The following is a 23,394-nucleotide window of genomic DNA, read 5'->3' on the forward strand; positions in this document are numbered from 1 at the left end:
TTACCCCTTGTTGCTCTCGCTAACGGTAAACGCCTGGCGGTGCAGAATCGCGGTGAACTCTTCCATAAAGTTGTCGTAATTCAGTTCCAGTTTGTTCACGCGCTGGTTCAGACGGTTGTAGGCCATAACCGCCGGGATTGCCGCAAACAGACCGATAGCCGTTGCAATCAACGCTTCCGCGATACCCGGTGCAACCATTTGCAGTGTCGCCTGTTTTACCGCGCCCAGCGCGATAAATGCGTGCATGATCCCCCAAACGGTACCGAACAGACCGATATACGGGCTGATGGAGCCAACGGTTCCGAGGAATGGAATATGCGTTTCCAGCGTTTCCAGCTCACGGTTCATCGAGATACGCATCGCACGGGAAGCCCCCTCAACGACCGCTTCCGGCGCGTGGCTATTTGCCCGATGCAAACGGGCAAATTCTTTGAACCCGCTGTAGAAAATTTGTTCTGAGCCAGCCAAATTATCACGACGCCCCTGGCTTTCCTGGTACAGGCGCGACAATTCAATGCCAGACCAGAACTTGTCTTCAAATGCTTCGGCTTCACGTGAAGCAGCATTAAGAATACGGGTCCGCTGGATAATAATGGCCCAGGATGCGATTGAGAAACCAATCAAAATCAACATGATAAGTTTAACCAGAAGGCTTGCCTTCAGGAACAAATCAAGGATATTCATGTCAGTCACTGCTTAAACTCCGCGACAATAGACTTGGGAAGCGCACGAGGCTTCATTTTGAGTGGATCAACGCAAACAATCAGAACTTCGGCTTCATTCAGCACGGTGTTCTCTGCGTTGACAATGCGTTGCGTGAAAACCAAAGAGGTGCCACGCATTGACGTAATTTCGGTTTGAACTTCGAGCATATCGTCGAGCCGGGCAGGCGCAAAATACTCGAGGGTCATCTTGCGCACCACAAAGGCTACACGTTCAGCCAACAGGACCTGCTGACTAAAGTGATGATGACGCAGCATCTCTGTGCGCGCTCTTTCATAAAAAGCGACGTAGCTGGCGTGGTAAACCACCCCACCGGCATCGGTATCTTCATAGTAGACACGAACCGGCCATCGAAACAGCGTTGTATTCACTTTACATCCCGGTAATGCAACAAAAGGTTAGTGCTTTCAAACTTCGCTACTATACGCGCGGGAATGGTGCTTTGGAATGGGGGAAAGTAAACGGAGAGTAAAAAATTATGGGCTTATGCAAGCCCATAAATATTTAAGGATGTTTCTTATTCAAAAGAAGAAGAAAAACAGACCAACAACGAGGACGATATCCGCGATCAGCGGGCAGAAGATACCCTGCCAGTGTACGGCACGAGGACGAAAGCCAACGCCGTGAATGATGCCTGCGCAGACCGCCCACATCAGCAGAAAACCATGCCAGATTTCAAGCTCACTGGTTTTGGCCGCGAAACGTGACGGATCCCAGAATATGCAGCCGGCCAATACGATTGCCAGCACAAATGAAAGCGCCCGCAAGGGGCGCTTGTCCATCGCGTTGTATAACATCGCGATAATGTTGGTCATTAGCTATCTTCTTGTCCGGCTTTGCCTGATTCAACGTGCTCAAGCGCCAGCGCTGTGATTATCCCAAATGCACAGGCAAGAAGCGTTCCCAAAATCCATGCGAAATACCACATTTTAAGCTCCTTACTTAGTACAGAGAGTGGGTGTTGCTTTCAATATCTTCTTTAGTGATGCGACCAAACATCTTCCAGTAACACCAGCCGGTGTACAGCAGAATGATCGGTACGAACACACAAGCTACATACGTCATCAGATTCAGCGTCAGCTGGCTGGACGTTGCATCCCACATGGTCAAACTTGCGTTCATCATGGTGCTGGATGGCATCACAAACGGGAACATTGCGATACCGGCAGTCAAGATGATGCAGGCTAACGTCAGTGAAGAGAAGACGAATGCCCAGGCCCCTTTCTCCATACGAGAAGTCAGAATGGTCAACAGCGGCAGAACCACGCCCAGTGCAGGAACCAGCCACAGGATAGGTGCATTGTTAAAGTTCACCATCCATGCGCCAGCCACGCGAGCCACTTCTTTGGTCAGCGGGTTGGAGGCGGCATGATGATCCAGGGCTGAGGTCACAACATAACCGTCAATACCGTAAATCACCCATACACCGGCCAGCGCGAAGCAGACCAGAGTCACCAGCGCCGCAACCTGTGAAGTTGCACGAGCACGCAGATGCAGTTCACCTACCGTACGCATCTGCAGATAGGTCGCACCCTGGGTGATGATCATCCCAACGCTCACGACACCAGCCAGCAGACCAAACGGATTCAGCAACTGGAAGAAGTTACCGGTGTAGTACAAACGCATGTAGTCATCTACGTGGAACGGAACCCCTTGCAGCAGGTTGCCGAACGCCACGCCAATCACCAGCGGTGGCACGAAGCTACCAATGAAGATGCCCCAGTCCCACATGTTGCGCCAGCGCATGTCTTCAATCTTGGAGCGGTAATCAAAACCGACCGGACGGAAGAACAAAGACGCCAGTACCAGGATCATCGCCACATAGAAACCGGAGAATGCAGCGGCATACACCATCGGCCAGGCAGCGAACAGTGCGCCACCCGCGGTGATGAGCCAAACCTGGTTACCGTCCCAGTGCGGGGCGATGGAGTTAATCATAATTCGACGCTCGGTATCATTACGACCGAGGAAACGGGTGAGCATGCCCACCCCCATGTCGAAGCCATCAGTGACCGCGAAACCAATCAGCAGAATGCCAACCAGCAGCCACCAGATAAAACGCAATACTTCATAATCGATCATTTGACGACTCCTGTCTTAGCGTGCCGGCTGAGAAGTCACAGTGGACTGCTCGTAGTGATAACGACCGGTTTTCAGGCTACTCGGCCCAAGGCGTGCGAACTTGAACATCAGATACAGTTCAGCCACCAGGAACAGGGTATACAGGCCGCAAATCAACAGCATCGAGAAGATGAGGTCGCCAGCAGTCAGCGAAGAGTTCGCTACGGCTGTTGGTAACACTTCACCAATCGCCCACGGTTGACGACCGTACTCTGCGACAAACCAACCGGATTCAATAGCAATCCACGGCAGAGGAATCGCGTACAGCGCAGTGCGCAGCAGCCATTTTTTCTCACCGATACGGTTACGAAGCACTGTCCAGAAGGACACCGCGATAATTGCCAGCATCAGAATGCCGCATGCCACCATGATACGGAAAGCGAAGTACAGCGGCGCAACGCGAGGGATAGAATCTTTCGTTGCCTGCTGAATTTGCGCTTCGGTCGCGTCGGTGACGTTATCCGTATAGCGTTTCAGCAGCAGACCATAACCCAGGTCTTTCTTCATGCTGTTGAACTGGTCGCGAACGGCCTGGTCGGTAGTACCAGCACGCAGTTCTTCCAGCAACTGATACGCTTTCATCCCGTTACGGATACGCTCTTCGTGCTGCACCATCAGGTCTTTCAGACCAATGACCGGTGTATCAACAGAGCGGGTGGCGATGATGCCCAGCGCATAAGGAATTTGAATCGCAAAATGGTTTTCCTGCGCATCCTGGTCCGGAATACCGAACAGCGTAAAGGAAGCCGGTGCAGGCTGAGTTTCCCATTCTGCTTCAATCGCTGCGAGTTTGGTTTTCTGCACGTCGCCCATTTCGTAACCAGATTCATCACCCAGAACGATAACAGACAGAATGGCAGCCATACCAAAGCTGGCCGCGATGGCAAAAGAACGTTTAGCAAACGCGAAGTCACGACCGCGCAGCATATAGTAGGAGCTGATACCCAGAACGAACATCGCGCCGCATACATAACCAGATGCCACAGTGTGAACAAATTTCACCTGTGCTACCGGGTTGAGCACCAGTTCAGAGAAGCTCAGCATCTCCATACGCATGGTTTCGAAGTTGAAATCCGCTGCGATTGGGTTCTGCATCCAGCCGTTCGCAACCAGAATCCACAGCGCGGACAGGTTAGAACCCAGGGCCACCAGCCAGGTGACACACATATGCTGGACTTTACCCAAACGGTCCCAGCCGAAGAAGAACAGACCTACAAAGGTGGATTCGAGGAAGAAGGCCATCAAACCTTCGATCGCCAGTGGCGCACCGAAAATATCCCCTACATAGTGGGAGTAGTAAGACCAGTTAGTCCCGAACTGGAACTCCATGGTCAGACCGGTAGCCACACCCAGAGCGAAGTTGATACCAAACAACTTGCCCCAGAACTTGGTCATATCTTTATAAATCTGTTTGCCGGAAAGGACGTAGACCGTTTCCATAATGGCCAGCAAGAACGCCATACCGAGCGTCAGTGGCACAAACAGGAAGTGGTACATCGCGGTCAAGGCAAACTGTAAGCGCGACAGTTCGACTATATCTAACATCATGACTCCTTGCTCATCGCATGAAGACTCCGAGAGTGAACCCCGTTAGAAAGGGTCACACGCATGCCCCAATACAAATTTATCTGCTTCCTTACGCCGCTACTCTTTCTTCTCTTGTGAAGAAAGGACAATGGAGAAAGGTTACAAACATGTTAATAAAACACTCAAATTGATCCCGCAATTATATTACGCCGTAAAATCCTTACAATAAACAGGTTTTTATCGAGACAAATTTGCATTTTTCGATAGTGATCAATTTATAGCTAATTTACCACTTTCAGACCAATTTGATCTGTAGCAATTTAACCTCTTTTAGTGCTGTTTTCCAAGTTTTAAACATTGATTTAAATCAATTTTCAAATTTAATGTTAATAGTGTTTAACACTCGCATGACTAGTGAACGCGATGTTAACAACATGTTTTTCAATGAGTAATTGCCGTTACTACAAATGATAGGATATTTATTTAAATGTACACGATCTTTTAACCAGCCAGGCTGACAAAATTGATAGCAGATAAAGAATCACTAATGCTAGGTAGCTCACAGTTTTTTGTTTAGCAAGTCATGGACTTGTTATTTCATACAAATTATTCATTTAAATTTTACTTATAATTAACACCAAGATGTAACTATCTCAGCTGGAAGAGAAAACGTTCCACATTGACCGATGCATTGCGTTTGGTGTTCTGCGAGAGAACGCTGGCTTTTCGCTTAAATCATCACTGAAAGTTATCTTTAACGCCCACTCTGCACTTATGTGGCAAAGATTAAATATGCCACAAACATTTCATTATCATTTTTATCCTAAAATTAACAAAAATGAATTGTGACATATAAGATTAAAAAATAAAAAACCGTTACGTCGTTCACAAGTTAATTAGTAATTCTGATTTTTGAAATTATTAAAAACACGACATAAATGGCGCGCATAACAAAATAAGATTTCGATCACAAACATGGCAAGTAATTTATTACCCAATTTTCTAATAAATTAAAACCGGCCAAGAAAATATGATATATCCATCTGATTATAAAGGGCTTTTATAGCAACCAAATATAACAATCATTTTTCTCAGGATATTTTGAAAATAGATCAATTGCTTCCTTTTTCGCTTCCACAGAAACTCCAACCCTATTAAGAGGTTGTCACAATCCATGTTCTAAATATTAGAAAATAATTTCACTTATTGACCATCAGCCCTACAGAGGATTACCCATGAAGAAATCTACACTTGTTATTGGCGTCATCGGTGCTGACTGCCATGCAGTAGGTAATAAAGTTCTGGATCGCGTTTTTACCGCTCATGATTTTCACGTAATCAACCTCGGGGTGATGGTGAGCCAGGATGAATATATTGATGCTGCGATTGAAACAGGCGCCGATGCCATCGTGGTGTCCTCTATCTACGGTCATGGCGACATTGATTGCCTCGGATTACGTGAGCGCTGCATCGAACGCGGCCTTGGCGACATTCTGCTGTACGTGGGCGGCAACCTGGTCGTCGGTAAACATGACTTCGCCGATGTGGAAGTGAAGTTTAAAGAGATGGGCTTTAACCGGGTCTTCGCCCCCAGTCACGATCTGGAAGATGTTTGCGCGCTTATCACTAATGATATTCACCAACACAATGGCCTCGAACAGCGTTGCCTGGAAGAGGCCATCTGATGCAAACAGTTTCTGTCGATATCGGCTCGACATGGACCAAGGCAGCCCTCTTCGCCCATGAAGGCGAGGATTTAACCCTGATAAACCATGTCCTGACCCCAACCACCACACATCATCTGGCAGACGGTTTTTTTGCCAGCCTGAATCAGGTGCTGAATGTTGCCGATGCTCGCCCGTTACTGAAAAGTGGTGAAGTGCAGTTGAAATACTCCTCCTCAGCGAAAGGTGGGCTTGCCGTTGCAGCAATGGGGCTGGTGCCTTCCATTACGCTGGAATCGGCAAAAGTTACCGCCCATTCGGCAGGAGCGAAAATCGCGCAATATTATTCGTACAAGCTGAACCGTCATGACATCCAGGAGCTGGAGTCATCCCCTCCAGATATTCTGCTGTTTACCGGCGGTACAGATGGTGGCGAAGAAAGTTACGGCCTGGCGAATGCGCATGCGCTGGCAGGCTCAAAGCTTGATTGCGCCATTATCTACGCCGGAAACCGGGACATTCAGGACGAAATACAAACGATTCTGGGACATAAGGATTTGACCACGGTAGACAACATTCTGCCTGACCTCGATCACCCGAATCCGTTTGCCGCACGCCAGGCGATTTGTGATGTGTTCTTGTCACGCATTGTCAAAGGCAAAGGTCTGGACGTCATTGTTGGCGAAACAGGCGAAGAGCCAATGCCGACGCCATGGACGGTATATGAGTTAGTGAAAGCCATTAGCGATTACGACAGCGCATGGAAGGAATTCATGCTGATTGATATGGGCGGAGCCACCACGGATGTCTATTCGGCCAGCGCGAATACCCTCTCCCCCGATACCGTCCTGCATGGTGTTCCTGAACCGTTCGTCAAACGTACCGTAGAAGGCGACCTGGGCATGCGCGTTTCCGCCGTCGTGGTGGGAGAAAGCACGCAGGATATGGTGAAAGTCATCTTCGCCCAACAACCACAGCGCGAGGAAGCGTTTTATCGCTACCTGCGCCATCTGGTAGGGCAACCGGATTACCTGCCACTCAGTGAGGAAGAGAAATATTACGACACCCTGCTGGCAGGTTTATGCGTGGGCTATGCCGCTGAGCGCCACGCGGGCACTAAAAAGCAGGTTTGCACCTGCGTGGGTAACGTGGATTTACAGATGGGTCGCGATCTCACCACCGTACGCAAAGTCGTCGGTTCAGGGGGATGGCTCTCTCGCGCCAGCCAGTTCGATATCCATAACTGGCTCAAATACCGGGAGCTGGACGACCAGGGGAAAAGAATTCTGTTACCGAATCAGTTTGAGTATTACCGCGATTCAAATGGCCTGCTCCCGCTTCTGGCAAACGTCGCCAGGCTGTACCCGCAAGCCGCTGCTCGCACCAGCATTCAGTGTTTAACCCTATAAAACTTAAGGCAGCTACGAATGGAACTTCGAAATAAAAAATTGACCCATGACGAATTCATGACCGAAAGGCATCAGGTATTACAAACCTGGGAAACCGGCAAAGACGTTGAGAACTTCGAAGATGGCGTGAAGTACCAGCAATCAATTCCAGATAAAAAACGCTTCTCCCTTGCCCTGCTGAAAGCCGATCAGGAAGGTAAAACCCTGAGCCAGCCGCGTGCAGGCGTAGCATTAATGGATGAGCATATTGCGCTGCTCAAAACATTGCAGGAAGAGTGCGACCTCCTGCCGAGTACTATCGATGCCTATACCCGTCTGAACCGCTATGAAGAAGCCGCTGTCGGGATCCAGAAATCCATCGAAGCAGGTACTTCCAAGCTGAATGGTTTACCAGTCGTCAATCACGGGGTTGCTGCCTGCCGCCGGATGACTGAATCGCTGGAAAAACCGATCCAGGTTCGCCACGGTACGCCGGATGCGCGCCTGCTGGCAGAAATCGCCATGGCCAGTGGCTTCACCAGCTACGAAGGCGGCGGTATCTCCTACAACATCCCTTACGCCAAACGCGTCACCCTGGAAAAATCCATTCGCGACTGGCAGTACTGCGACCGTCTGATGGGTCTGTACGAAGAGAACGGCATTCGCATCAACCGTGAGCCGTTTGGCCCGCTGACCGGTACCCTGATCCCGCCGTTTATGTCCCACTCGGTGGCGATTATTGAAGGTCTGCTGGCGCTGGAACAAGGCGTGAAATCCATTACCGTCGGCTACGGCCAGGTCGGTAGCCTGACGCAGGATATCGCCGCTATTCAGGCGCTGCGTGAACTGTCCCACGAATACTTCCATAACCATGGTTTCGACGATTACGAACTGAGCACCGTTTTCCACCAGTGGATGGGCGGATTCCCGGAAGATGAAGCGAAAGCCTTCTCTGTTATCGCCTGGGGTGCAGCGGTTGCTGGTATGTCGGGTGCCACAAAAGTGATCACCAAAAGCCCGCACGAAGCGTTCGGTATCCCAACCGCGGCAGCTAACGCCCAGGGTCTGAAAGCGTCACGCCAGATGCTCAACATGGTCAGCGACCAGAAATTCCCGCAGTGCGCTGCTGTGGAGCAGGAAGTTGACCTGATTAAGAGCGAAGTCCGCGCGGTGTTGAAGAAAGTCTTCGAACTGGGCAATGGCGACATTGCGCGCGGTACGGTGCTGGCCTTTGAAGCTGGCGTGCTGGATGTACCTTTCGCTCCTGCCGCCTGTAACGCCGGTAAGATCCTGCCTGTTCGCGATAACACAGGCGCAATCCGTATTCTTGAAGCCGGTGCCGTGCCGCTGCCGAAAGATATTCTCGCCCTGCACCACGACTATGTCGCAGAGCGCGCACATTTTGAAGGCCGCAAGCCTTCTTTCCAGATGGTCATTGATGACATCAACGCCGTATCCCACAGTAAATTAATAGGAAGACCATAATGAAAATCAAAAAGGCCCTTTTCACCGCTGGCTACTCCTCATTTTATTTTGACGATCAGCAGGCCATCAAAAATGGCGCCGGTCATGACGGGTTTATCTACACCGGCGATCCGGTCACGCCTGGATTTACCTCTGTTCGTCAGGCGGGTGAATGTGTTTCCGTACAACTGATTCTGGAAAACGGCGCGGTAGCTGTGGGCGATTGCGCAGCGGTGCAATATTCAGGTGCAGGCGGTCGTGACCCGCTGTTCCTGGCTGAAAACTTCATTCCGTTCCTCAACGACCACATCAAGCCGTTGCTGGAAGGTCGTGACGTTGATTCGTTCCTGACCAACGCCCGTTTCTTTGATGAATTGCGTATTGACGGCCATCTACTGCATACCGCCGTACGTTATGGTCTGTCTCAGGCACTGCTCGACGCGGCGGCACTGGCTACCGGTCGTCTGAAAGCCGAAGTGGTTTGTGATGAATGGCAACTGCCATGCGTTCCGGAAGCCATTCCGTTATTTGGTCAGAGCGGCGACGACCGTTATATCGCCGTCGACAAGATGATCCTCAAAGGTGTGGATGTCCTGCCGCATGCCCTGATCAATAACGTTGAAGAGAAGCTGGGCTTTAAAGGTGAAAAACTGCGTGAGTACGTCCGCTGGTTGTCTAACCGCATCCTGAGCCTGCGCACCAACGAAAGCTATCACCCGACACTGCATATTGATGTCTACGGCACCATTGGTCTGATCTTCGATATGGATCCAGTGCGTTGCGCCGAATACATCGCCAGCCTGGAAGCCGAAGCTCAAGGTCTACCGCTGTACATTGAAGGCCCGGTTGATGCCGGTAACAAGCCGGATCAGATCCGCATGTTAACCGAGATCACTCAGGAGCTGACTCGTCTGGGTTCCGGCGTGAAAATCGTTGCGGATGAATGGTGTAACACCTATCAGGACATCGTGGACTTCACCGACGCGGGCAGCTGCCACATGGTGCAGATTAAAACCCCGGATCTGGGCGGTATTCACAACATCGTTGATGCAGTGCTGTATTGCAACAAACACGGAATGGAAGCCTATCAGGGCGGTACCTGTAACGAAACGGAAATCAGTGCTCGTACCTGCGTACACGTCGCGCTGGCCGCGCGTCCAATGCGCATGCTGATCAAACCGGGTATGGGTTTCGATGAAGGTCTCAACATCGTGTTTAACGAAATGAACCGCACCATCGCGCTGTTGCAAACTAAGGATTAAGAGATGGCACGCACATTTAAGATCTTATCGCCTACGGCTATCCTGGGTTATGGCTTCCCGGAAGAAAGTTTTCGTAAAGCCATGGAAGAGTCACCGGATCTTATTGCTGTTGACGCAGGTTCCTCCGATCCTGGCCCCCACTACCTGGGGGCAGGTAAACCCTTTACTGACAGGGCCGGTGTGAAACGCGATCTGCGCTATATGATTGTGGCAGGCGTTAAGAACAACATCCCGGTAGTGATCGGCACAGCCGGTGGTTCTGGCGCAGCTCCGCATCTGGAGTGGTGTCGCCAAATAATCCATGAGATCGCGCAGGAAGAAAAACTGTCTTTCTCAATGGCGCTAATTCCGTCTGATGTCGACAAAGAAATCGTTCATCAGGCACTGGATAACGGCAAAATCACCGCGCTCGATTTTGTACCTGAACTGACTCACGAGGCCATTGAAGAGAGCACCTACATTGTCGCGCAGATGGGCGTCGAGCCTTTCCAGCGTGCGCTGAAAGCCGGTGCACAGGTGGTCCTGGGCGGACGAGCCTACGATCCGGCCTGCTTCGCCGCGCTGCCGATTATGCAGGGCTTTGATGAAGGTCTGGCGCTTCATTGCGGTAAGATCCTTGAGTGTGCTGCCATTGCCGCCACCCCTGGCTCCGGCTCCGATTGTGCGATGGGGATTATCGACGACAACGGCTTTACGCTGAAGGCGTTCAATCCCAAGCGTAAGTTCACTGAAACTTCTGCTGCGGCGCACACCCTGTACGAGAAGTCAGATCCTTACTTCCTGCCAGGGCCAGGCGGTGTGCTGAACCTGAAAGCATGCACTTTCACCCAGGTTAACGAGGGTGAAGTGTATGTCAGCGGTTCACGCCATGAAGAAACACCGTATGCGTTGAAACTGGAAGGTGCACGCCAGGTTGGCTTCCGTTGCCTGACCATCGCCGGAACACGCGACCCGATTATGATTGCCGGGATTGACACGATTCTTGAAGAGGTACAGGCAAGCGTTGCACGTAACCTCTCCCTGAATGACGACAGTATCCGCATGACGTTCCACTTGTACGGTAAGAACGGTGTGATGGGCAACCATGAGCCGATGAAAACAGCGGGCCATGAACTGGGAATTTTACTGGATGTCGTTGCGCCGACGCAGGACATCGCCAACAGCGTTTGCTCGCTGGTGCGCTCTACCCTGCTGCACTACGGCTATGAAAATCGCATTGCGACTGCGGGCAACCTCGCCTTCCCGTTCTCGCCATCTGATATTCAGAGTGGACCGGTGTATGAGTTCTCGATCTATCACCTGATTGAAGCGAGCGATGCGCTGCGTTTTGATTTCCACATTGAACAGGTGACGCCAGAAGGAGTTCAGGCATGAAACACTCAATTTGTTCACTGGCACAAGTTATTCGCTCGAAAAACGCCGGACCGTACGAACTGGTTTTAGATATTTTATTTAAAACCCGGGAAGATTATCAGCGCGTAAAACGCTCAGAGCAATTAACACCGCAGCTTATTGCCGGTTTATATAACGTTAAACCTGACTTTATTCACAATATTGTATGGTTCGATCCGGCGAATGCCGTAAAAATCGTCATGCCGCGCGATATTATTTCCGGCAACGTCGGTGACAATGATGTTTATGGTGCACAGCAACACGCACCATTATTAAGTATTGAGTTCGACTTGTAACAAAAAACACAATAACAACCATTGGGGCACAGAATTCAGCTGTATCACAGTGCTTCGAATTATTCATGCGGTTGGTCACAACAGGCGTGCGTCTGAGCTGCTGTCCAGGCTCAGGCGCACGCCACCCTACACAATTCCAATTACCAACCTTTATCCGATGGAGTACACATGAAGAAAATAAGTTTAACGAAGATGATCATATTAGGCCTGATACTCGGCATGATTGCCGGGGTGGCCATAAATAATATGGCCGCGGCTGAAACAGCAAAATCTTATGCAGCAGACATTTCCATTTTTACCACTATATTCTTACGTATGGTGAAAATGATTATCGCACCATTGGTTATTTCAACTCTGGTTGTGGGTATTGCCAAAATGGGTGATGCCAAAACGCTCGGACGTATATTTTCGAAAACCTTCTTCCTGTTTATTTGCGCGTCATTGCTGTCAATCGCGCTGGGTCTGGTTATCGTTAATATCTTCCAGCCAGGCGCAGGTATCAACTTTGTGCCACATGACGTCGGCGCTGTTGCCGCCGTTAAGTCAGAGCCATTCACGCTGAAAGTGTTCATCTCACACGCGGTACCGACCAGTATTGTCGATGCGATGGCGCGTAACGAAATTCTGCAGATCGTCGTATTCTCCATCTTCCTTGGTTGCAGCCTCGCTGCGATTGGTGAAAAAGCCGACCCTATTGTGAAAGTGCTGGATTCACTGGTGCACGTGATGCTGAAGCTGACGGGTTACGTCATGCTGTTTGCGCCACTGACCGTTTTTGCCGCTATTTCAGGTCTGATTGCCGAACGTGGTCTGGGTGTGATGGTTAGCGCCGGGATCTTCATGGGTGAGTTCTACCTGACGCTGGGTATGCTGTGGGCGATCCTGATTGGCCTGTCTACTATGATCGTCGGGCCTTGCATCGCACGGTTAACTAAATCAATCCTCGAACCCGCTCTGCTGGCCTTTACCACTTCAAGCTCTGAAGCCGCCTTCCCGGGTACGCTGGACAAGCTGGAAAAATTCGGCGTTTCCTCAAAAATTGCCAGCTTCGTTCTGCCTATCGGTTACTCCTTTAACCTGGTCGGCTCCATGGCCTACTGCTCCTTTGCCACCGTCTTTATTGCTCAGGCGTGCAACATCGAACTGAGCATGGGCGAGCAAATTACCATGTTGTTAATTCTGATGCTGACCTCTAAAGGGATGGCGGGTGTACCGCGTGCCTCGATGGTCGTTATCGCCGCCACACTGAACCAATTCAACATTCCGGAAGCGGGTTTGATCCTGCTTATGGGTGTCGATCCGTTCCTCGATATGGGTCGTTCCGCTACCAACGTCATGAGTAACGCCATGGGCGCTGCCATTGTGGGCCGTTGGGAAGGCGAACACTTCGGCCAGGGTTGCCGTGGAACTGCGCCAGTGAAGTCACCGGAACAGGAACGCCCGGTTACCGAAACGGAAGTCGCTTTGTCCTGATACTACGTTATTGCCGGATGGCGCTTGCGCTTATCCGGCCTACATAACGTTTAACTATCCGTAGGCCGGATTAGGCGGTACGCCGCCATCCGGCACCAAGATGAGCACACCAACAGGAACGCACAATGAATAAAACAATTATCGGCGTGAGTCTCTTTTCTTTCAGTGTCTTGTTTAGCGCAACCACATTCGCGCAAACCACGCCCGACTACGCCAAGCTGATAGAACAGGCTCATCAGAAGTACAAAAGTAATAACGATGGAAAAGTCGCCGACTACATCCCTGCTCTGGCGACCTATAGCCCGAAAAATTTTGCCATCACCATTGCGACGGTGGACGGCAAGATCTACCAGGTTGGCGATGTTAACAAACCTTTCCCAATGGAATCCCTGAGTAAAGTGTTCACCATGGCGCTCGCCATGGAGCAGCACGGTCCTCAGGTAGTGCTGGATAAACTTGGCGCCAATGCCACCGGCATGCCGTTCAACTCAGGTTTGGCCGTTGAACTGACCAAAGGCGCGCCTGAAAACCCACTGGTAAACGCCGGGGCCATGAGCACCGTTAGCCTGATTGAAGCCAAAGACAAAACCGATCGTTGGAACAAAATCCTCGACAACCTGAACGTCTGGGCCGATGCCACTCTCACCGTGAACGAACCGGTTTTCAAATCTGAAATGGAAACCAACCAGCACAATCAGGCGCTGGCCAAACTGATGGAATCCTATAACAGCTTCTATGGCAACACTGACGAAGCCGTTGAAATTTATACCCGCCAGTGCTCGGTGGATATCACCGTTGAGCAACTGGCCAAAATGGGTGCCGTACTAGCGAACAAAGGCAAATCTCCGTTCAACGGCAAACAGTTGCTGAATGAGAAATATGTTCCACAGGTACTGGCAGAAATGGCAATTGCCGGACTGTACGACGGCAGCGGTAAATGGCTGTACACCGTTGGCATTCCGGCGAAAAGCGGCGTCGGCGGCGGCATGGTTGCCGTCGTCCCAGGCGAATATGCGATTGCGGTCTATTCTCCGCCGCTTGATGAAGCCGGAAACAGCGTTCGTGCCCAGAAAACTATCGAATATGTCGCCGAAGCGACAAAAGCCAACGTCTTTTTAGCCAAATAACTTTACGCCGGATGGCACATTGCTTATCCGGAAAACAATACGAAGAGGTGAGAAGTAAACATGTCTAAACCATTTGTCTGGCAGGAACTCTTTGTTCAGAGTAAAGATAGTACCGAATATGAATTACTGAGTAACCAGCACGTTACGGTAACGGAGTTAGACGGAGAGGAAGTTATCAAGGTTGCACCGGAAGCGTTAACCTTGTTAGCACAGCAGGCGTTTTATGAGGCTTCATTTTTCCTGCGCGCCGGACATTTAAAACAGATTGCCAGCATTTTGCACGACCCACAGGCCAGCGGTAACGATAAGTACGTCGCATTGCAGCTGCTGCGCAATGCAGAGGTTTCAGCTAAAGGTGTACTGCCTAACTGCCAGGACACCGGGACGGCAACCATTGTGGCCTGCAAAGGACAACATGTCTGGACAGGCGGCGATGACGCCGAAGCCTTAAGCAAAGGCGTGTATACCACCTTCACCGAAAACAATCTGCGCTACTCGCAAAATGCCCCGCTGGACATGTATACCGAGGTCAATACTCAGACAAACCTGCCGGCGCAAATTGACATCAGCGCCACGCCGGGTAATGAATATAAATTCCTGTTCGTTAACAAAGGCGGCGGTTCTGCCAATAAGGCGGCGTTATTCCAGGAAACCAAATCCATTCTGCAGCCGGAAAAGCTCACTGCGTTCCTGATCGAAAAAATGAAATCACTGGGTACAGCCGCTTGTCCGCCGTATCACATCGCTTTTGTGGTTGGGGGCTTATCCGCCGACCAGACGCTGAAAGTCGCCAAACTGGCTTCAACCAAATATTACGATAATCTGCCCACCAGCGGGAACGAGCTGGGCCAGGCGTTCCGTGATACGGCGCTGGAAGCCGAGTTGCTCAATGCCAGCCGTGAGTTTGGCATCGGGGCGCAGTTTGGCGGCAAATACTTTGCCCACGATATTCGCGTAATTCGCTTACCGCGCCACGGCGGCTCCTGCCCAATCGCGATGGCCCTCTCCTGCTCTGCCGACCGCAATATTAAAGCCAAAATTAATAAACACGGTATCTGGCTGGAAAAACTCGAGCATAATCCGGGCAAATTTATCCCCGATTCTCACCGGGTAGAAAACGGCGCCCAGACCGTACAACTGGATCTGAACCGTCCGCTGCGTGAGATCCTGCATGATCTCTCCGCCTTGCCCATTGGTACACGTCTGTCGTTAAGCGGCCCGATTGTTGTGGCTCGCGATATCGCTCACGCGAACATCAAAGCGCGACTGGATAACGGTGAACCGATGCCGGAATACATGAAAAAGCATATCGTTTACTATGCTGGTCCAGCCAAAACCCCGGAAAATCAGGCCTGTGGCTCAATGGGACCCACCACCGGCGGGCGCATGGATGGGTATGTCGATGCTTTCCAGGCACAAGGCGGCAGCCTCATTATGCTCACCAAGGGTAACCGCAGCCAGCAGGTCACTGATGCCTGTCACAAACACGGTGGATTTAGCCTCGGCAGCATTGGCGGTGCCGCAGCCCTACTGGCGCAACAGTACGTGAAGAGTCTGCAGTGTCTTGAATATCCAGAACTGGGAATGGAAGCGGTGTGGATGATGGAAGTTAAAAATATGCCCGCCTTCGTATTAGTGGATGACAAAGGTAATAACTTCTTCAGCCAGTTCGAGCAGCAGCATCGCTGCGCAACCTGTCCGGCAGGGCATTAAGGAGTTTCCATGGAAGCGCGCGCCAATAACGACAGACACCGTCAGCGTCAGCAGAAGCTGAAAGAGCAGGTTGATACCCGCGTAGCGGCGGCAACGGAGAAGAAAGGGATCCTGATTGTCTTCACCGGCAACGGAAAAGGAAAATCCACCGCAGCCTTTGGCACGGCAACGCGCGCAGTGGGTCACGGAAAAACCGTTGGCATCGCGCAGTTTATTAAAGGTCAGTGGGATAATGGTGAGTACAACACACTGCAACCGCTCGGCGTCGAATTCCATATTATGGGTACCGGATTTACCTGGGAAACCCAAAATCGGCAAGCAGATATCGAGGCGGCAACGGTTGTCTGGCAGGAAAGTAAGCGCATGCTGGCTGATGCGCATTACGATCTAGTGGTGCTGGATGAACTCACCTACATGCTGGCTTACCACTATCTGGATACGCAAGAGGTTATCAGCGCCATCGAAAATTGTCCTGCCGGTCAGAGCGTTATCGTCACAGGACGCGGATGCCATACGCTGTTACTGGAACTGGCCGATACGGTCAGTGAAATACGCCCGGTCAAACACGCGTTTGACCGCGGTATTCAGGCACAGATTGGGATCGACTGGTAGCCGTTCTTTTGCCGGATAACGATGCTAACGCGTCTTATCCGGCCTACCCATCGTTGTAGGCCTGATAAGGCATAAGCCACCCTCAGGCAGCCGATACTACGGACTTACTGAGCAACCAGTTGCGGAAAATCTGTAAATGCTCGGATTCCGATTTTTCTTCACGCCACGTCATAATAAATCGATTCCCGGTACGCATCGGAACATCGCAAGGAATGACCATATCGCCACTGTCCAGATCGTGCTGAATGGCAAAACGCGGGAGCAGCGCAACGCCCAGATTAGAGCGGACCGCCGCGATCAGCATCGATAACAAATCAAATCTCGGACCTTTATTCACCAACGGACTGCTGACATCTGACAGCGCAAACCATTCCTGCCACCCTTTAATGCGCGTGCTTTGGTGCAATAGCGGGAATTCGTTTAGTAATTCGTTTACCGCCAGTTTTCGTTCCGGTTCGGCCAGCAAACAGCGACTGCATACCGGCAGAATCTCCTCTTCAAACAGGTACTCAACCCCTGACCATGGCGAATAAAAGTCTTCGCGCATGATTGCCGCGTCATACTCTCGATTGAGAAAATCACCAATATTCGCCAGGGAATGAATGTTCACGATAATATCAGGATTAAGTTTGTTAAATTCACGCAGGTTTGGGATCAGCCAGTGCGTGCTGAACGTCGGATTCACCGCCAGCTCAATAACCTGTACCGTCGGCTGCCAGGTCATTATCGTCGTCGTATCTCGTTCAAGCTTATTTAACGTTTCTTTAACGATGCTTAAATAGTGTTTGCCCGCCGCATTTAAAAAAATGCGTTTTTTGGCGTGATTAAATAGCGCGGTATTGAGAAAATCCTCCAGTGCATTTACCTGGCGGAAAACAGCACTTTGTGTTAAAGCCAGCTCTTCAGCTGCCCGGGTATAACTTTCGTGACGCGCAACCACTTCAAAAGTTACCAGCAACTCCGTCTTGGGTATTTTTCCTCTCATAACCTCTTCCATTTGCAGCGTACAAAAATAGTTTAATTTATAAAAAATAATTCAAGACACCCAGATAAGCATCGAGAGTTATATTTTATTTTATCCATTGATGTCATTGATCCAATCCATGATTTACTCACACTGATGACGGGTAAATATTAACCAATAATACTTAAGGGAAACAATAAACACAATTTAAATAAGGTTAAACTTAAGCAAATAGTGCCAATAAGTTCTTAATAATTTTTCAAGTCATCTTGTTTATTGCAGAAAAAACTTTGCGAGATTAATCAATATTATCAATGCGATAATTTTGGATAATTTCACGTTATAACTTACGGGCAAACGACTGCTTTTTATCATTCCTTGATGTAGTTTCTGCCTTTTTTTGTTAGACGTGATAAAGGACACAATGTGAAAACTTTCGGAAAGGTCTGGCTCGTTGGGGCAGGTCCCGGTGATATTTCATTGCTCACCCTCAAAGCAATGATGTGCATTAAACAGGCTGACGTCATTATTTACGATCGGCTGGTCAATCCTAAAATTTTGGAATGGGCATTACCAGATTGCCTGCTTATCAATGTCGGCAAAAACCCAGGCTTCCATTGTGTACCCCAGGATGAAATCAATGCGCTGCTTGTCCAGTATGCCCAAACTCACAATAATATTGTACGCCTGAAAGGTGGCGATCCGTATGTTTTTGGACGCGGGGCTGAAGAAGTTGAGGATCTCGTCGAGACGGGCATCCCGTTTGAAGTGGTGCCGGGTATCAGCTCAACCATTGGTGGCCTGACCTATGCCGGGATTCCGGTAACACACCGCGATTTCGCCTCGGGATTTCACGTCGTGACCGGCCATACGCGGGAGGGCAACCAACAGCAGGACTGGCGTCAACTGGCAAAACTGAATGGTACGCTGGTTATCGTCATGGGTATCGCCAATCTGGCGTTTATCTGTGAGGAATTATTGATGGGTGGAAAATCAGCAGATACGCCTGCAGCGCTTATTATGTCTGCCACCCGCGATAATCAACGCCGACTGACCTGTACGCTCGGTTCACTACTGAGCAAGGCGCAGGAAGCTAACATCCTTCCCCCTGCACTGATAGTGATTGGTGATGTGGTAACCCTGAGCGATCGGCTCTCTTTTATCCCTGAAGCCTTCAAGCTGCCAGAAAACCTTTACTGTGACAGTCTGGCATGACGAAAAGACTGGGGCGACGTTTGATGCGCCGCCCGGAAAACGCGGCAAAAGTAGCTGGTTTGTGCGTATTGGAGTTTCCGGGCAATGCTATCTATGGAATGAACGGGATCGTGCAATAACTCCCCCGCTTTTTGCATTTTTTTCTGATTCACCCAGGTTTTAAAGTTAACGCCCTGCCGTTTCTTAAAAAAACGGCTGAAATAGTTTGCGCTTAAGCAGACGTGAGCTGCTACGGATTCAAGGGATAATTCACCATACAAATTCTCATCGATATAACGCAACGCTGCCAGTAGCTTTTTCTCGTGTCGGGAAGGTTCTGTAAAATAATGACGCATGTAACTGGTCGCTGGGATAACAATCTCATCAGATTGTTGTTCTGTCTCAAAATTATCAATAATAAAATTCAATAAATTTGCTGATGCCACCAGCGTATTATTATCGACTACCGCCACCTTACTCCATTCAGTTTTTATTTTTGGTTCATCCATCCATGAGTATTCATTATCAATAATGATAGTTTTATATTCCTGATATTTTGCCCGCACCTGCCCACAGAGCATAAAACCGTACAGATTCCCCTCGCGAATTAATGGCATAGAAAACAGACTTAGCCCCGCATGACAGCTGAGTATTCTGGGTTTAAGGTGTTTTAATCCTTCAAAAGCACAATACTTGTCACACTTTTGACAACTCACACAATAGCGTTCATCCGCCCGCATTAATGTGCAGAACGAATTAAAATTATGACAATCCGAGAGAATTTTTCCGGTAACATCAACCACGACGGTGGCTAATCCAGTCGCACTGGAAAATACCTTTGCTATTGAGAAAAAACATTGTAGGTAATCATCCTGAATTTTCAACGACACGGTATCCTCCGGCATTAATCAAATTAAAGCCGGTAATATGCAGAATTTAATCAAGAGAAAGAATGATGTTCACCGCAAAAAATAATCTTATTTATGCAGATGATTATGAGTAATTTGCAAGATTCAGATAACTAAAAATAAAAAAAGGCCATCATCAGATGGCCAACCATGTCGAAACGGGACCAGCCCTTGACTACGCAGAGAGTCAGGGCTGTTTTTTATTTATTACTTAATAACGGTTTTCAGCGCTTCGCCGATATCGGCCAGGCTACGAACAGTTTTCACGCCTGCGGCTTCCAGCGCAGCGAATTTCTCATCCGCCGTACCTTTCCCACCTGCGATGATCGCACCCGCGTGACCCATACGCTTACCTTTCGGCGCAGTCACACCCGCGATGTAACCCACAACCGGCTTGGTTACATGATCTTTAATGTATGCCGCCGCTTCTTCTTCAGCGCTACCGCCGATCTCACCGATCATGACGATCGCTTCAGTCTGCGGATCTTCCTGGAACAGCTTCAGGATGTCGATGAAGTTAGAACCTGGGATCGGGTCGCCACCAATGCCCACACAGGTGGACTGGCCGAAACCGTAGTCGGTAGTCTGCTTAACCGCTTCATAGGTCAGGGTACCTGAACGGGAAACGATACCCACTTTACCCGGCTTGTGAATGTGGCCCGGCATGATGCCGATTTTGCACTCGCCCGGGGTGATAACACCTGGGCAGTTCGGGCCGATCATGCGCACGCCAGCTTCATCCAGCTTCACTTTCACGGTCAGCATATCCAGCGTCGGGATGCCTTCGGTGATGGTGATAATCAGTTTGATACCAGCATCAATCGCTTCCAGTATGGAGTCTTTGCAGAACGGTGCCGGAACGTAGATAACGGTGGCGGTCGCGCCCGTCGCTTCTACGGCTTCACGTACGGTGTTGAACACCGGCAGGCCCAGGTGCGTGGTGCCGCCTTTACCTGGCGTTACGCCGCCAACCATCTGCGTACCGTAAGCAATCGCTTGTTCGGAGTGGAATGTCCCCTGGCTACCGGTGAAGCCCTGGCAGATAACCTTGGTATCTTTATTAATTAAAACTGACATTATTTCCCCTCCACTGCGGCAACAACCTGCTGAGCTGCATCCGTCAGACTTTTCGCTGCAATAATATTCAGGCCGCTATCAGCCAGTTTTTTCGCGCCGAGTTCAGCGTTGTTACCTTCCAGACGTACCACGACCGGAACGTTTACACCTACTTCTGCTACCGCGCCGATGATACCGTCAGCGATCAGGTCGCAACGTACGATACCTCCGAAGATGTTAACCAGTACGGCTTTAACATTGTCATCTGAGAGGATAATTTTGAACGCTTCGGTTACACGCTCTTTGGTCGCACCGCCACCAACGTCGAGGAAGTTAGCCGGTTCGCCGCCGTGCAGCTTAACGATGTCCATGGTGCCCATTGCCAGGCCCGCACCGTTAACCATGCAACCGATGTTGCCGTCGAGCGCAACGTAGTTCAGTTCCCACTGCGCAGCCTGCGCTTCACGCGGATCTTCCTGAGACTGGTCGCGCATTTCGCGCAGGTCAGCCTGGCGGAACAGCGCGTTGCCGTCAGCGCCCAGTTTGCCGTCGAGGCAGATCAGGTCACCCTGCTTGGTGACAACCAGCGGGTTGATTTCGATCAGCGCCAGGTCGCGCTCCAGGAAGATAGTCGCCAGACCCATGAAGATCTTGGTGAACTGCTGAACCTGTTTACCTTCCAGACCCAGTTTGAACGCCAGCTCGCGACCCTGGTAAGGCATCGGGCCTGCCAGCGGATCGAGCGCCACTTTGTGGATCAGGTGCGGGGTTTCTTCCGCTACTTTTTCGATTTCCACGCCGCCTTCGGTAGAGGCCATGAAGACCACGCGACGGGAGCTACGGTCAACAACTGCGCCGAGGTAAAGTTCTTTACCAATGTCGGTCGCGGCTTCAACCAGAATCTGATTTACCGGTTGGCCATGAGCGTCTGTCTGGTAAGTAACCAGACGTTTACCCAGCCAGTGTTCAGCAAAAGCGCGAATGTCTTCTTTGCTGTTCACAACCTTCACACCGCCCGCTTTACCGCGGCCACCAGCGTGAACCTGACATTTCACTACCCACGGGCCAGCGCCGATTTTTGAAGCGGCTTCTTCTGCTTCACGCGGAGTAGTACAGGCATAACCCACCGGTGCCGGTAAGCCATAGCGGGCAAAAAGTTGTTTTGCCTGATATTCATGTAAGTTCATGTGTTCTGTCCATCCTTCAGGTAATCGTTATCTTTTACCCGTAGGTCTGATAAGCATCCAGACCTACGGGGCAGGTGATACTCTTATTAACTACACGTCCAGCAGCAGACGCGTTGGATCTTCCAGCAACTCTTTAATGGTTACCAGGAAGCCTACTGACTCACGACCATCGATCAGACGGTGGTCATAAGACAGCGCCAGATACATCATCGGCAGGATTTCAACCTTGCCGTCTACCGCCATCGGACGATCTTTGATGGCATGCATACCCAGGATGGCGCTCTGCGGTGGGTTGATGATCGGCGTGGACATCAGGGAACCGAACACACCACCGTTAGTGATGGTGAAGTTACCGCCCGTCAGATCTTCAACCGTCAACTTGCCGTCGCGACCTTTAACTGCCAGTTCTTTAATGTTCTTCTCGATGTCAGCCATACCCAGCAGATCCACATCACGCAGGACCGGCGTGACCAGACCACGCGGCGTGGAGACCGCCATGCTGACATCAAAGTAGTTGTGATAAACCACGTCATCGCCGTCGATGGACGCGTTCACTTCCGGATAGCGTTTCAGCGCTTCAACAACCGCTTTCACGTAGAAAGACATAAAGCCCAGACGGATACCGTGGCGTTTCTCGAACGCATCACCGTATTGCTTACGCAGGTCCATGATTGGCTTCATGTTGACTTCGTTGAAGGTGGTCAGCATGGCGGTGGAATTTTTCGCTTCCAGCAGACGCTCGGCTACGCGTTTGCGCAGACGGGTCATCGGAACACGTTTTTCGCCACGCGCGCCCAGTTGAGCCTGTGGTGCAGGTGCTGCTGCCGGCGCTTTGGCTTCGGCTTTCGCAGCCGGGGCTTTCGCCAGATGTTTTTCAACATCTTCACGCGTGATACGACCGCCGACACCGGTGCCGTTGATAGCGCTGGCTTCGAGGTTATGCTCACCCAGCAGGCGACGGATCGCCGGGCTCAGGGCATCGTTGTTCTGCTCAGCAAGAGACGCCTGCTGGCGCTGTGCCGGAGTAGAATCTTTCTCTTCAGACTTAGCGCTGGTTTCTTTACCGGTGCTGTTGCCTTCACGCAGGCGACCAAGGATCTGGCGAGAAGTGACGGTTGTCCCTTCATCTTCCAGAACCGCATCAAGAATACCGTCCGCTGATGCCGGTACTTCCAGTACCACTTTGTCAGTTTCGATTTCTACCAGTACTTCATCACGACGTACTGCATCGCCCGGTTTTTTGTGCCAGGTTGCAACCGTTGCATCCGCTACGGATTCAGGCAGGTCGGGAACAAGAATATCTACGCTACTCATTATTTATCC

22 protein-coding genes are annotated in these 23,394 nt (G+C 50.6%); 11 read left to right on the plus strand and 11 right to left on the minus strand.

Going from position 1 to position 23,394, the window contains the following annotated elements; genetic code table 11:
• From tolQ to cydA, 6 genes are all read right to left on the minus strand, one after another.
• Positions 1–693 (minus strand): Tol-Pal system protein TolQ, encoded by a 693-nt coding sequence (tolQ, locus tag OGV85_RS21980; RefSeq protein WP_003022976.1) that lies wholly within the window; start codon positions 691–693, stop codon positions 1–3.
• Positions 690–1,094, minus strand: coding sequence for a tol-pal system-associated acyl-CoA thioesterase (gene ybgC / locus OGV85_RS21985; protein ID WP_003835413.1), 405 nt, complete (start codon positions 1,092–1,094; stop codon positions 690–692). Before ybgC ends, tolQ begins: the two co-directional genes overlap by 4 nt.
• Positions 1,095–1,244: 150 nt before the next feature.
• Positions 1,245–1,538, minus strand: a complete 294-nt coding sequence (gene ybgE, locus OGV85_RS21990) for a cyd operon protein YbgE (protein WP_003022971.1) — start codon at positions 1,536–1,538, stop codon at positions 1,245–1,247.
• A complete protein-coding gene (cydX, locus tag OGV85_RS21995; RefSeq protein WP_003022970.1) occupies positions 1,538–1,651 on the minus strand; it encodes a cytochrome bd-I oxidase subunit CydX in 114 nt (37 codons plus the stop codon). Before cydX ends, ybgE begins: the two co-directional genes overlap by 1 nt.
• 14 nt (positions 1,652–1,665) lie before the next feature.
• Complete coding sequence (cydB, locus tag OGV85_RS22000; protein WP_003022968.1) at positions 1,666–2,805, minus strand: cytochrome d ubiquinol oxidase subunit II; 1,140 nt, start codon at positions 2,803–2,805, stop codon at positions 1,666–1,668.
• A 15-nt stretch (positions 2,806–2,820) separates the two neighbouring features.
• Positions 2,821–4,389, minus strand: coding sequence for a cytochrome ubiquinol oxidase subunit I (gene cydA / locus OGV85_RS22005; protein ID WP_003022965.1), 1,569 nt, complete (start codon positions 4,387–4,389; stop codon positions 2,821–2,823).
• 1,217 nt (positions 4,390–5,606) lie between these two features.
• Here cydA and glmS point away from each other — a divergent pair.
• The 10 genes from glmS to cobO all read left to right on the plus strand — a co-directional run bounded on the left by glmS (position 5,607) and on the right by cobO (position 16,762).
• Positions 5,607–6,056, plus strand: a complete 450-nt coding sequence (glmS, locus tag OGV85_RS22010; protein ID WP_003022963.1) for a methylaspartate mutase subunit S — start codon at positions 5,607–5,609, stop codon at positions 6,054–6,056.
• Positions 6,056–7,444, plus strand: a complete 1,389-nt coding sequence (glmL, locus tag OGV85_RS22015) for a methylaspartate mutase accessory protein GlmL (RefSeq protein ID WP_003835417.1) — start codon at positions 6,056–6,058, stop codon at positions 7,442–7,444. The genes glmS and glmL overlap by 1 nt, the downstream gene beginning before the upstream one ends.
• An 18-nt stretch (positions 7,445–7,462) precedes the next feature.
• Complete coding sequence (locus OGV85_RS22020) at positions 7,463–8,908, plus strand: methylaspartate mutase subunit E (protein WP_003022957.1); 1,446 nt, start codon at positions 7,463–7,465, stop codon at positions 8,906–8,908.
• The gene (locus OGV85_RS22025; protein ID WP_003022953.1) at positions 8,908–10,149 is read left to right on the plus strand and encodes a methylaspartate ammonia-lyase; all 1,242 of its coding nucleotides are present in this window, start codon (positions 8,908–8,910) and stop codon (positions 10,147–10,149) included. Before OGV85_RS22020 ends, OGV85_RS22025 begins: the two co-directional genes overlap by 1 nt.
• A gap of 3 nt (positions 10,150–10,152) precedes the next feature.
• The gene (locus tag OGV85_RS22030; protein WP_003022951.1) at positions 10,153–11,523 is read left to right on the plus strand and encodes an acyclic terpene utilization AtuA family protein; all 1,371 of its coding nucleotides are present in this window, start codon (positions 10,153–10,155) and stop codon (positions 11,521–11,523) included.
• On the plus strand, positions 11,520–11,837 hold the full coding sequence (locus tag OGV85_RS22035; RefSeq protein WP_008320068.1) for a DUF4387 domain-containing protein: 318 nt from the start codon (positions 11,520–11,522) through the stop codon (positions 11,835–11,837). The genes OGV85_RS22030 and OGV85_RS22035 overlap by 4 nt, the downstream gene beginning before the upstream one ends.
• A gap of 168 nt (positions 11,838–12,005) precedes the next feature.
• On the plus strand, positions 12,006–13,310 hold the full coding sequence (locus OGV85_RS22040) for a dicarboxylate/amino acid:cation symporter (RefSeq protein ID WP_003022946.1): 1,305 nt from the start codon (positions 12,006–12,008) through the stop codon (positions 13,308–13,310).
• Positions 13,311–13,435: 125 nt separating this feature from the next.
• Entirely contained in the window at positions 13,436–14,437 is a 1,002-nt protein-coding gene (gene glsA, locus OGV85_RS22045; protein ID WP_003022944.1) for a glutaminase A, read from the plus strand.
• A 60-nt stretch (positions 14,438–14,497) separates the two neighbouring features.
• Positions 14,498–16,150, plus strand: a complete 1,653-nt coding sequence (locus OGV85_RS22050) for a class I fumarate hydratase (protein ID WP_003022941.1) — start codon at positions 14,498–14,500, stop codon at positions 16,148–16,150.
• Between the two features lie 9 nt (positions 16,151–16,159).
• Complete coding sequence (cobO, locus tag OGV85_RS22055) at positions 16,160–16,762, plus strand: cob(I)yrinic acid a,c-diamide adenosyltransferase (RefSeq protein ID WP_286554016.1); 603 nt, start codon at positions 16,160–16,162, stop codon at positions 16,760–16,762.
• Between the two features lie 82 nt (positions 16,763–16,844).
• Here the strand turns inward: cobO and OGV85_RS22060 are convergent, their stop codons facing one another.
• Positions 16,845–17,747, minus strand: a complete 903-nt coding sequence (locus OGV85_RS22060) for a LysR substrate-binding domain-containing protein (RefSeq protein ID WP_003022936.1) — start codon at positions 17,745–17,747, stop codon at positions 16,845–16,847.
• Positions 17,748–18,152: 405 nt separating this feature from the next.
• Between OGV85_RS22060 and cobA the strand changes: the two genes are divergently transcribed.
• Entirely contained in the window at positions 18,153–18,941 is a 789-nt protein-coding gene (gene cobA / locus OGV85_RS22065) for a uroporphyrinogen-III C-methyltransferase (protein WP_003835432.1), read from the plus strand.
• Here cobA and OGV85_RS22070 read toward each other — a convergent pair.
• The 4 genes from OGV85_RS22070 to odhB form a co-directional block, all read right to left on the minus strand.
• A complete protein-coding gene (locus tag OGV85_RS22070) occupies positions 18,920–19,810 on the minus strand; it encodes a PocR ligand-binding domain-containing protein (RefSeq protein WP_008320064.1) in 891 nt (296 codons plus the stop codon). The genes cobA and OGV85_RS22070 overlap by 22 nt on opposite strands.
• 225 nt (positions 19,811–20,035) lie before the next feature.
• Positions 20,036–20,905, minus strand: coding sequence for a succinate--CoA ligase subunit alpha (gene sucD, locus OGV85_RS22075; RefSeq protein ID WP_003022929.1), 870 nt, complete (start codon positions 20,903–20,905; stop codon positions 20,036–20,038).
• Positions 20,905–22,071, minus strand: coding sequence for an ADP-forming succinate--CoA ligase subunit beta (gene sucC / locus OGV85_RS22080; RefSeq protein ID WP_003022927.1), 1,167 nt, complete (start codon positions 22,069–22,071; stop codon positions 20,905–20,907). The genes sucD and sucC overlap by 1 nt, the downstream gene beginning before the upstream one ends.
• Positions 22,072–22,161: 90 nt before the next feature.
• Positions 22,162–23,385, minus strand: coding sequence for a 2-oxoglutarate dehydrogenase complex dihydrolipoyllysine-residue succinyltransferase (gene odhB / locus OGV85_RS22085; protein WP_003022925.1), 1,224 nt, complete (start codon positions 23,383–23,385; stop codon positions 22,162–22,164).
• Positions 23,386–23,394: the final 9 nt, after the last annotated feature.

Source organism: Citrobacter sp. Cf132, assembly GCF_030333885.1.
Taxonomy (GTDB): domain Bacteria; phylum Pseudomonadota; class Gammaproteobacteria; order Enterobacterales; family Enterobacteriaceae; genus Citrobacter; species Citrobacter freundii.

What these genes read in the sequence shown, in the direction of transcription:
- OGV85_RS22060 (WP_003022936.1), bottom strand. Translation starts at nt 17,747, where the DNA reads ATGAGAGGAAAAATACCCAAGACGGAGTTGCTGGTAACTTTTGAAGTG.
- OGV85_RS22035 (WP_008320068.1), top strand. Translation starts at nt 11,520, where the DNA reads ATGAAACACTCAATTTGTTCACTGGCACAAGTTATTCGCTCGAAAAAC.
- OGV85_RS22030 (WP_003022951.1), top strand. Translation starts at nt 10,153, where the DNA reads ATGGCACGCACATTTAAGATCTTATCGCCTACGGCTATCCTGGGTTAT.
- odhB (WP_003022925.1), bottom strand. Translation starts at nt 23,385, where the DNA reads ATGAGTAGCGTAGATATTCTTGTTCCCGACCTGCCTGAATCCGTAGCG.
- glmL (WP_003835417.1), top strand. Translation starts at nt 6,056, where the DNA reads ATGCAAACAGTTTCTGTCGATATCGGCTCGACATGGACCAAGGCAGCC.
- sucC (WP_003022927.1), bottom strand. Translation starts at nt 22,071, where the DNA reads ATGAACTTACATGAATATCAGGCAAAACAACTTTTTGCCCGCTATGGC.
- OGV85_RS22020 (WP_003022957.1), top strand. Translation starts at nt 7,463, where the DNA reads ATGGAACTTCGAAATAAAAAATTGACCCATGACGAATTCATGACCGAA.
- glsA (WP_003022944.1), top strand. Translation starts at nt 13,436, where the DNA reads ATGAATAAAACAATTATCGGCGTGAGTCTCTTTTCTTTCAGTGTCTTG.
- OGV85_RS22050 (WP_003022941.1), top strand. Translation starts at nt 14,498, where the DNA reads ATGTCTAAACCATTTGTCTGGCAGGAACTCTTTGTTCAGAGTAAAGAT.
- ybgE (WP_003022971.1), bottom strand. Translation starts at nt 1,538, where the DNA reads ATGACCAACATTATCGCGATGTTATACAACGCGATGGACAAGCGCCCC.
- sucD (WP_003022929.1), bottom strand. Translation starts at nt 20,905, where the DNA reads ATGTCAGTTTTAATTAATAAAGATACCAAGGTTATCTGCCAGGGCTTC.
- OGV85_RS22040 (WP_003022946.1), top strand. Translation starts at nt 12,006, where the DNA reads ATGAAGAAAATAAGTTTAACGAAGATGATCATATTAGGCCTGATACTC.
- cydX (WP_003022970.1), bottom strand. Translation starts at nt 1,651, where the DNA reads ATGTGGTATTTCGCATGGATTTTGGGAACGCTTCTTGCCTGTGCATTT.
- cydB (WP_003022968.1), bottom strand. Translation starts at nt 2,805, where the DNA reads ATGATCGATTATGAAGTATTGCGTTTTATCTGGTGGCTGCTGGTTGGC.
- OGV85_RS22025 (WP_003022953.1), top strand. Translation starts at nt 8,908, where the DNA reads ATGAAAATCAAAAAGGCCCTTTTCACCGCTGGCTACTCCTCATTTTAT.
- cobO (WP_286554016.1), top strand. Translation starts at nt 16,160, where the DNA reads ATGGAAGCGCGCGCCAATAACGACAGACACCGTCAGCGTCAGCAGAAG.
- glmS (WP_003022963.1), top strand. Translation starts at nt 5,607, where the DNA reads ATGAAGAAATCTACACTTGTTATTGGCGTCATCGGTGCTGACTGCCAT.
- cydA (WP_003022965.1), bottom strand. Translation starts at nt 4,389, where the DNA reads ATGTTAGATATAGTCGAACTGTCGCGCTTACAGTTTGCCTTGACCGCG.